The 8960-nt window shown below is 39.5% G+C and carries 6 protein-coding genes, 7 tRNA genes and 1 riboswitch; of the genes, 1 reads left to right on the forward strand and 12 read right to left on the reverse strand.

Annotated elements, in window-relative coordinates:
• Positions 1 to 86 precede the first annotated feature (86 nt).
• Together RBL01_RS11590 and RBL01_RS11595 are read right to left on the reverse strand one after the other, a co-directional pair.
• Positions 87 to 1856 (reverse strand): ABC transporter ATP-binding protein, encoded by a 1770-nt coding sequence (locus tag RBL01_RS11590; RefSeq protein ID WP_002318388.1) that lies wholly within the window; start codon positions 1854 to 1856, stop codon positions 87 to 89.
• 2 nt (positions 1857 to 1858) lie between these two features.
• Positions 1859 to 3571 carry an ABC transporter ATP-binding protein gene (locus RBL01_RS11595; protein ID WP_002318389.1) on the reverse strand — a complete coding sequence of 571 codons (1713 nt, stop codon included), beginning with the start codon at positions 3569 to 3571 and terminating at the stop codon, positions 1859 to 1861.
• Between the two features lie 114 nt (positions 3572 to 3685).
• Between RBL01_RS11595 and RBL01_RS11600 the strand changes: the two genes are divergently transcribed.
• Positions 3686 to 4354: a TetR family transcriptional regulator gene (locus RBL01_RS11600; protein ID WP_002318390.1), complete on the forward strand. Its 669-nt coding sequence runs from the start codon at positions 3686 to 3688 to the stop codon at positions 4352 to 4354.
• A gap of 66 nt (positions 4355 to 4420) precedes the next feature.
• Here the strand turns inward: RBL01_RS11600 and RBL01_RS11605 are convergent, their stop codons facing one another.
• The 10 genes from RBL01_RS11605 to RBL01_RS11650 all read right to left on the reverse strand — a co-directional run bounded on the left by RBL01_RS11605 (position 4421) and on the right by RBL01_RS11650 (position 8938).
• The gene (locus RBL01_RS11605; protein ID WP_002318391.1) at positions 4421 to 5209 is read right to left on the reverse strand and encodes an alpha/beta hydrolase; all 789 of its coding nucleotides are present in this window, start codon (positions 5207 to 5209) and stop codon (positions 4421 to 4423) included.
• 82 nt (positions 5210 to 5291) lie between these two features.
• The gene (locus RBL01_RS11610; protein WP_002318392.1) at positions 5292 to 6764 is read right to left on the reverse strand and encodes an MDR family MFS transporter; all 1473 of its coding nucleotides are present in this window, start codon (positions 6762 to 6764) and stop codon (positions 5292 to 5294) included.
• 128 nt (positions 6765 to 6892) lie between these two features.
• Positions 6893 to 8086, reverse strand: coding sequence for a methionine adenosyltransferase (gene metK / locus RBL01_RS11615; RefSeq protein ID WP_002318393.1), 1194 nt, complete (start codon positions 8084 to 8086; stop codon positions 6893 to 6895).
• Positions 8084 to 8163, reverse strand: a riboswitch (SMK box riboswitch). (Overlaps the previous gene by 3 nt.)
• 188 nt (positions 8164 to 8351) lie before the next feature.
• Positions 8352 to 8423 (reverse strand) — tRNA-Glu (locus RBL01_RS11620).
• Between the two features lie 11 nt (positions 8424 to 8434).
• Positions 8435 to 8508: transfer RNA gene (locus tag RBL01_RS11625), tRNA-Ile, on the reverse strand.
• A gap of 12 nt (positions 8509 to 8520) precedes the next feature.
• A tRNA-Gly gene (locus RBL01_RS11630) sits at positions 8521 to 8591 on the reverse strand.
• A 4-nt stretch (positions 8592 to 8595) separates the two neighbouring features.
• Positions 8596 to 8668, reverse strand: a tRNA-Phe gene (locus RBL01_RS11635).
• A 3-nt stretch (positions 8669 to 8671) separates the two neighbouring features.
• A tRNA-Asp gene (locus RBL01_RS11640) sits at positions 8672 to 8744 on the reverse strand.
• An 18-nt stretch (positions 8745 to 8762) separates the two neighbouring features.
• Positions 8763 to 8836, reverse strand: a tRNA-Met gene (locus tag RBL01_RS11645).
• Between the two features lie 12 nt (positions 8837 to 8848).
• Positions 8849 to 8938 (reverse strand) — tRNA-Ser (locus RBL01_RS11650).
• Positions 8939 to 8960: the final 22 nt, after the last annotated feature.

Genomic DNA, 8960 nt, shown 5'->3' on the forward strand with positions numbered 1-8960 from the left:
AAGTCCAACCAAATCAAAAACATGAGAAGCTGTTTTTGATTGGCTGTTCTTATTACTTGATGCAGGACAGCTTTTTCACAACCTCTTTATTCAAATACAAATTGATTATGATAAAGTTCCGCATAAAATCCATTTTCTGCTAATAACTCGTGATGACTGCCTTCTTCAATGACTTCCCCATCACGCAAGACAACGATTCTATCTGCATTCAAGATTGTTTTCAGCCGGTGAGCAATCACAAAGCTGGTTCTTCCTTTGATTGCTTCATCCATTGCTTTTTGGATCCTTGCTTCTGTTACCGTGTCTACATTACTTGTTGCTTCATCCAAAATCAATAAAGATGGATTTGTGATGATCGTTCGAGCAATACTGATCAACTGCTTTTGACCTGTACTGAATAAGTTATTTTCTTCGGATATCTCTGTATCATAACCTTTTTCTAACGTCATGATGAAGTCATGAATATTCGCTTGTTTTGCTGCATTGATGACTTCTTCATCTGAAGCGTCCGGTTTGCCGAATGTGATATTGTCTTTGATCGTTCCGGAGAACAATACAGATTCTTGCAAAACGATTCCTACATGTCTACGTAATGCATCAAGATCATAATCTCGGATATCTATTCCATCGATGACTACTGAACCATCATTGACATCGTAAAAACGGTTTAGCAGATTCATGATCGTCGTTTTCCCCGATCCTGTTGGACCAACAAGAGCAACCATTTCTCCTTTGTCCACATTGATCGAGACATCTTTCAAGACTAGTTTTTCTGGAGAATAACCAAAATCTACGTGCTGCAACGCAAGACCTTTTTCAACACCATCAAATGCTTTACCGTTTTCTGGTTTGACTTCATCTTTTTCATCAAACATTTCATTCAATCGTCTTGCCCCTGTAATCGCTAATTGGATCATGCTGTATCCAGATGAAATCTGCATCAGTGGTTGGTAATATTGTTGTGAATACTGGACGAATGTCACAACTAAGCCTAATGCCACCGAACGTTCCAAATCACCATTTAATGCTAACCAGCCGCCGAAAAAGATAACTATCGCTGTATTGACCAGTGACATTCCTTGCATCATCGGAAATAGTAGACCAGAATAAGCTTGTCCTTTGAAGGTTGCTTCGCGAACACTTTGATTATGCTCTAAGAATCCTTCAATCGTTTCTTCTTGTAAGCCATTTGTGATGATGACACGTTGTCCGCTGATTTTTTCATCCATATAACCATTTAGTTTCCCCACTTCATCTTGCTGAAGATCCACATATTTCCGTGCTTTGCGGATAATCAAGACAGCTATCAAAACGGCTACTGGAGTGGAAGCAATTGTAGCCCAAGCTAACTCTACATTTTGGCGGAACATCATGATCAAGATCCCGACAAGTAAAACAGCATTCGTGATGACTTGAAGCAAAGCTTGGTTCAAACTATTTTGAATATTATCTAAGTCACTGGTAAAACGACTTAAAATTTCACCGTCTTGATGAGAATCAAAGAAACGGATCGTCAATTTTTCCAATTTGTTGAATAGACCGATACGCATTCGGTTCGTTGACTTCCCTACTACTTGTGTGAACAAAATACTATAGATAAAGTTGGCTGCACTAGCTAGTACATAAAACAGCAAGAGTTTCCATATTACAGAAACAAATTTGCTTTTATCGTCTACGCCTTGCATCAAGCCTCCTACGTAATTAGCTAATTCTTGAAAAGCTTCCCCGATGTATTGAGGTGCCTTTACTTGTAGATAGGTAGCAATGATCACTGTGATAAAGATAAAGAAAAAGGAGAGTTTGTACCGCTTCAAATAGTGATAGAAAAATTTACTTGCTTTTATTAGATCAGTCATACTTACTCCTCCGTTCCTTTTTGAGTTTCAAAGATTTCCTGATAGACACGGTTTCCAGCTACCAATTCCTCATGGGTTCCTTCGCCGACTAATCTGCCTTCATCCAATACTAAGATGCGGTCTGCTTTGACAACAGAAGCAATTTTTTGTGCGATGACAATCGTCGTTGTTCCCTTCAAATCTCGATCGAGTGCTTCTCGGACCAGCTTTTCAGAGCGAGCATCCAATGCACTCGTACTGTCATCTAGGATCAAGATCTTTGGATTACCGATAACGCCACGAGTAATGGATAAACGTTGCTTTTGACCACCAGAAAAGTTACTGCTACGTTCTTCTACTGGTGCTTCGTAACGATCAGATAACTTTTCGATGAATTCTTTTGCTTGAGCAATAGAAGAAGCATGTTCCATCTCTTTTTCTGTTGCATTCTTTTTCCCTTGACGCAAGTTTTGAGCAATCGTTCCTGAGAATAAAATTGCTTTTTGCAAAACAAAGGACACCGTTTGTCTTAAACTCTTTTCATTTACTTGACGAAGATCTACACCACCTACTTCAACTTTGCCTTCTGTCGGATCAAATAGACGAGGGATCAATTGTGCTAGTGTTGACTTCCCGGCACCAGTCGCCCCGACGATACCAACCATTTCTCCAGGTTTGATAGAAAAGCTGATATCTTTAAGCGTATCTGTATCCTCACCAGGATAACGAAAAGAAACATGGTCAAAAGTGACAGAACCCGTCAACTCTTGTTCTGGAACGTCTAAATAAGTAAGATCTGGTTCAGCATCTAAAATTTCCGCAATCCGCTTCAGCGATACGGCTGCTCTTGAAGTCATCATCATCATCATTCCGCCAATAATGATTGCCATCATAATCTGCATCAAGTAGTTCATGAATGAAGCAATTCCACCAATTAACGTAGGATCATCTTTAACAAGATCGCTCACAAAAAAGATCGCCCCAACCACAGCCAAATTGGCAGCCAGCATGAAGGACGGGATCATCACAGAAAATAATGTACCGACTATGATGTTGTGTTTTGTTAAGTCCTCACTTACTTTGCTGAATGACTTCAATTGGTTTTCTTCTTGTACAAAAGATTTCACTACACGAATCCCTAGTAAGTTTTCTTTTGCAATGCTATTCACACGATCAATCAGTTTTTGAATGATCATGAAGTGCTTGCCCATCCTTGTAAATGAAAGTGCCGTAATCAGAAATACCGTAACGATAAGCGCTACGATGATCCACCATAATTGCGGCATCGTGATCATAGCTAAAATGAAGGCACCAATAAATAAGAATGGAATTCGAAAAAGTGATTGCAAAGAAATCATCACTAAATTTTGGATTTGCGTGATATCATTTGTTAGACGAACAACAAGATTTCCAGCAGAGAACTGTTCGATATTTCCAAATGAAAATGTCTGGATCTTTCGAAATGCTTCTTCTCGGATATCTGCACTTACGCCTTGAGCTACTTTTGCAGAGAAAATCGTGTTCGTTACACCTGCGGCTAATCCTAGTAAAGCCAGACTGATCAGGTAAATACCAATTGTTTTCATTTCATCATTATCTTCTGTAATAATAGCTTCCAATACTTGCTGTAGTAACTTAGGTTGCCATAATGCTGCTGCAACCATGACTGCTACGGACAACAAGGAAATAAAAACAGCTACTTTATATTTTTTCGCATGTCGTAAGATTAATTTCATTCGTTGATTACACCCCTTTGTTTAAATTGACAGGACTAATTTAACACTGTAAAATTAGACCGACTAACAATTTACCATGTTTAAAAAGATAATGCAATACACGAGGTTGATAAAATGGAAATAAAGCTTTCTCAAGCAATCATCATTCAGGCCGCCTTTGATATCCTGGCTGAAACACAAGCTCTTTCGCAGCTTTCCATGCGAAACATCGCAAACAGAATTCATGTTCAAGCACCTGCTTTATATTGGTATTTCAAAAACAAACAACAGCTCTTGCAAAAAATGGCTGAAACAATGGAAGAAGAATTAACGCTTCCAGATCCAACTTTGCCTTGGAATGAACAGTTGCTGCAGTATATGGAAAATTACTATGACCTTTATACACGTTTCCCTTGTGGGGCAGAATTAGAAATCAATACTGTGCACGCTTTTCCGAGTCGATTAGAACATTTGGAGCAAATGATCCAATTACTTGTTCGTGAAGGATTTTCAGTCACCCAAAGTCATCAGGCCATTGCCTCTCTCCACAATTTATTGATTGGACAGTTAATGGATCAGCAGCATGAACAGCAGCTTCGGCAAAAGATTATGGACGGAAATGAATTTTTGAAAGAAACAGTTCTATTTATGCGTAATTATGTAGTTGAAAATCAATTAGAGGGATTTAAAGAAAATATGCAGTCCCATGCAGAATTGAATGAAAAAGCACTCTTTCTAACGAGTGCACAAACCTATATTGAAGGCTTATGCCAACAAAATAAAAGAAGAGAAAACGAGCAGTAAAAAAGCTCCTATAGAGATCACTATGTTTGTGATCTCTATAGGAGCTATCTTTTTAAGACTCTTTTTTTATTTTTCTTCCATTAGCCACGCCAATGCACGTTGAATCCATTGGTCCCAGAAGATCCAGTTATGATCGCCAGGTCCTTGTTCAAAGGTGACCGCCAAGCCTTGTTCCTGCATAGCAGATACCATTTCCTGATTTGCCTGATAAAGAAAATCAGATTCCCCACAAGCCATATAAAATCTTGGAACTGGTTTTCCGCTTTTTACTAGTTCTTTCAGTAAGTATTGCGGATCATTTTTTGAACCTTCGATTTGATCCAATGGTCCAAAGATCCCTTCCCAAAAAGCTGCTTTACGAACCATCAAAAGATCATCCATTCGATTCCCTACAGAAACAGCGCCTGAAAGAGAGATTACTGCTGCGAAATTTTCTGATTTTGCAAGGCCTAGTTTTAACGCGCCATATCCGCCCATCGATAATCCAGCGGCATATGTTTTTTCTCTTTTTCTTGTTAATTGCGGGAATAATCCATGACAAATCTCAGGTAGCTCTTCTGCAATGAATGTCCAATACTTCATATCATAAACTGTATCTGTGTACCAGCCAAGATCAGTAGATGGCATGATGACAGCTAATCCGTAGTCTGCTACATAACGTTCAATCGACGTACGTCTTTCCCATACACTATGATTGCCACCCATTCCATGAAGTAAATATAAAACAGGTATATCCGTTGTCTCTTGCTCTGAACTGGTGCCAATCACCTTTTTTGTTGTTTGCGGTAGTATCACATTTAGATTGACTTCCATTTCTAACACATTCGAATAAATATTTGCTTGAATAAATGCCATATTTTCGCCTTCCTTAGTAAGAAGTTATTTTTGAATAACTTTAAATTTGAATGATTCGGCTATGTACATATCTTAACCGAAACTACTGTTTTATTTTACCACTTTTTTCATGAACGAAAAGCGTTAAGACCAAAGCAATGATCACGAGTAACAAGCCAACTAGATAAACGGAATGTAACCCATCATAAAGAATTTTTCTTAATGGTAACAAAATATCCGCATCAATATATTTAGCCGTTTGTGGATTCACCAGTTTATTCATGATATCTGCATCATTTGTTAAATTTGCTGCTGCAAGTTCTCGTTTAGTTACCCCATTTATCAATAAACCAAAAATAGAAACCATGACTGTTTGACCAATTGTTCGAACTAACGTATTAAAAGAAGTTGCTACACCAAGCTGGTCACGAGATACACTATTTTGTGCACTGACAGTCGAGGTAGTCATGGTCACACCTAAGCCTATACCGATGACCGTTGATATAGCAAAAAACCATAAATAGTTACTTCTGAAAGGCATAAGATACAACCAAGCGCCCCCAATAGCTGCGATTAGTAGTCCAATTCTCAAGACCCAATGAGTTTTCATTTGAGTCATCCACTTGCTTGCAAGGAAAGAACCGACCATCCAGACTAGTGATAATGGTGCTAATACCAACCCACCAATTGCTGCATTCAGTCCTAATACACCTTGCATCCACATAGGAATATAAACATCGATTCCCATCAAAAAACCACTAGCCAATGCTGCAGCCAAGTTTACCACAACAAATAGTGGATTTTTGAATAAATGCATCATGATGACAGGATCTTTAGCTCTTTTTTCAGCAAAAATAAAAACACCCAACAGTACGATACTGCCTAGCAACAAAGCAGAAACAAGCGGACTCATTCCCTCGTCTCCTAATAATTGGAACCCTAACAGCAATGAGACCAGCATAGCCATCAAACTAAAACTACCAAAAATATCCATTGGTTTAGACTCATGTATGATTTTTGGTTCATTTAAATATAGCCAAATCAAAATAATTAATAGAATACCGATCGGCACATTGATAAAAAAGATCCAGTGCCAGCTGATCGTTTCAACGATGAATCCTCCCGCAAGCGGTCCAAAAACACTGGCAATCCCCCAGGCTGAACTATTCAAACCTAAAACTTTTGCTCGCTTTTCAATAGAATAAAGATCGCCGATGATCGTCAAAGCTACTGGCATCATTGCCCCAGCACCCATCCCTTGAATCGCACGAGCAGCAATCAACCCAATCATGCTTTGAGATAAACCGCAAAATAACGAACCGATAATAAACAATAATGTCCCAAAAATAAAGATTGGTTTCCGTCCCACTTTATCCGCAAGTTTTCCGTAAATCGGAGTAAGCATAGCGTTTGTCAGCAAATAAATCGAAAATACCCAGTTCATGATTTCCATTCCATGTAATGAACCGACAATCGTTGGCATAGCGGTTGTTACGATTGTACCTTCAATAGCCGTCATGAACGTTGCAATGAAAATACTCACTGTGACCAAAGTAACATTTGTTTCTTTTTTCATCTTATTCCTCCCTTTCATTATGACAGGATCTAAAAATAGATAAATAATTACTATCTTTTTCAAGAGGTTAACTGCCATAAAAAAGCTGGAACAACCACCACTTGGCGATCGTTCCAGCTGAATATAACTTATTTTGCTAAACTTGCTTTCAACGCATCTACTTTGTCCGTATGTTCCCAAGGCAAATCTACATCTGTACGGCCAAAATGACCGTAAGCAGCTGTTTGTTTGTAAATCGGACGACGCAAATCAAGCATCTCGATGATTCCTGCTGGCCGAAGATCGAAGTTTTCTCTCACTGCAGCAATCAGTTCTTCTTCCGGAACCGTTCCAGTACCGAAAGTATTGATTGAGATCGAAACAGGTTGAGCAACACCAATCACATAAGCTAGCTGTACTTCTGCTTTGCGAGCAAGCCCTGCTGCAACAATGTTTTTAGCAATATAGCGTGCAGCATAGCTGGCAGAACGGTCAACTTTTGTCGCATCTTTACCAGAAAAAGCACCGCCACCATGACGAGCATAACCGCCATACGTATCAACAATGATTTTTCTTCCTGTTAATCCGGCATCCCCTTGAGGACCACCAATGACAAATCGGCCAGTCGGATTGATATAATATTTCGTTTGATCATCTAATAATTCAGCTGGAATAACTTCCTTCACTACTTTTTCGATGACATCATGACGAATTGTTTCATTATCTACTGCATCATCATGCTGTGTTGAAATAACGATTGTATCTACGCGTTCCGGTTGTCCTTGATCATCATATTCAACCGTTACTTGAGATTTTGCATCTGGACGTAAATACGTTAATTCATTTGATTTACGCAAATCTGCCAAGCGGCGTACCAGACGATGACTCAAAGCGATTGGTAAAGGCATCAATTCTGGTGTTTCATCTACAGCAAACCCAAACATTAAACCTTGGTCGCCAGCACCAATCTCATCTAATACGTCTTTTTTATCTTCATCCCGGATCTCAAGTGCTTCATCAACTCCTTGAGCAATATCAGGAGATTGTTCATCAATCGCAACCAATACAGCTGCTGTATCTCCATCAAATCCGAATTTTGCACGTGTATAACCAATTTCTTTTATTGTTTCCCGTACGACTTTTTGAATATCTACATATGCCGTCGTAGATATTTCTCCAAATACTAAAACAAGACCAGTTGTTACAGACGTTTCACACGCTACTCGTGCTGTTGGATCTTGTTTTAAAATTGCATCCAAGATTGCATCACTGATTTGGTCAGCAATTTTATCTGGATGTCCTTCAGAAACAGATTCTGATGTAAATAAGTGTCTTTCTACCATTATAATGATTCCCCCTAGTTAAATTCGGTTACAAGGCATCTCCGTCCTGCGGATCCTTTCGGGAACTTGCAACGAACCAAGTATAGCAGATAAAACAGTTTTCTGCTCGTATTTTTTCATTTTTTTGCTTAAAAAATATAAAAATATTTTACATTAGAACTGTCCAAAAAAGCTTAGCACAATCATCCATAAAGATAACTCTGCTAAGCTTTTTAAAATCATTCTTTCAGATAAAAAGAAAAAGATACTCAAAAAGTATCTTTCATGACCCGTACGGGATTCGAACCCGTGTTACCGCCGTGAAAGGGCGGTGTCTTAACCGCTTGACCAACGGGCCAATAAAATAAATGGGCCTAAATGGACTCGAACCATCGACCTCACGCTTATCAGGCGTGCGCTCTAACCAGCTGAGCTATAGGCCCATAAAAACTAAAAGCGGGTGACGAGAATCGAACTCGCGACAACAGCTTGGAAGGCTGTGGTTTTACCACTAAACTACACCCGCATAATGGCGCGGGACAGAATCGAACTGCCGACACATGGAGCTTCAATCCATTGCTCTACCAACTGAGCTACCGAGCCAAACGGTTCCGACGGGAATCGAACCCGCGATCTCCTGCGTGACAGGCAGGCATGTTAACCCCTACACCACGGAACCAATGTTTTTAGTTTTTAATTGCGGGAGCAGGATTTGAACCTACGACCTTCGGGTTATGAGCCCGACGAGCTACCAGACTGCTCCATCCCGCGATAATATGAAAAAGGAGGATAAGGGATTCGAACCCTTGCACGGTTTTACCCGCCTGACGGTTTTCAAGACCGTTCCCTTCAGCCGGACTTGGGTAATCCTCCATGTAAAACTATATTAAATTAA

Origin of the sequence: Enterococcus sp. SB12 (genome assembly GCF_030910025.2) — a bacterium.
In the GTDB taxonomy this organism is placed as follows: domain Bacteria; phylum Bacillota; class Bacilli; order Lactobacillales; family Enterococcaceae; genus Enterococcus_B; species Enterococcus_B faecium.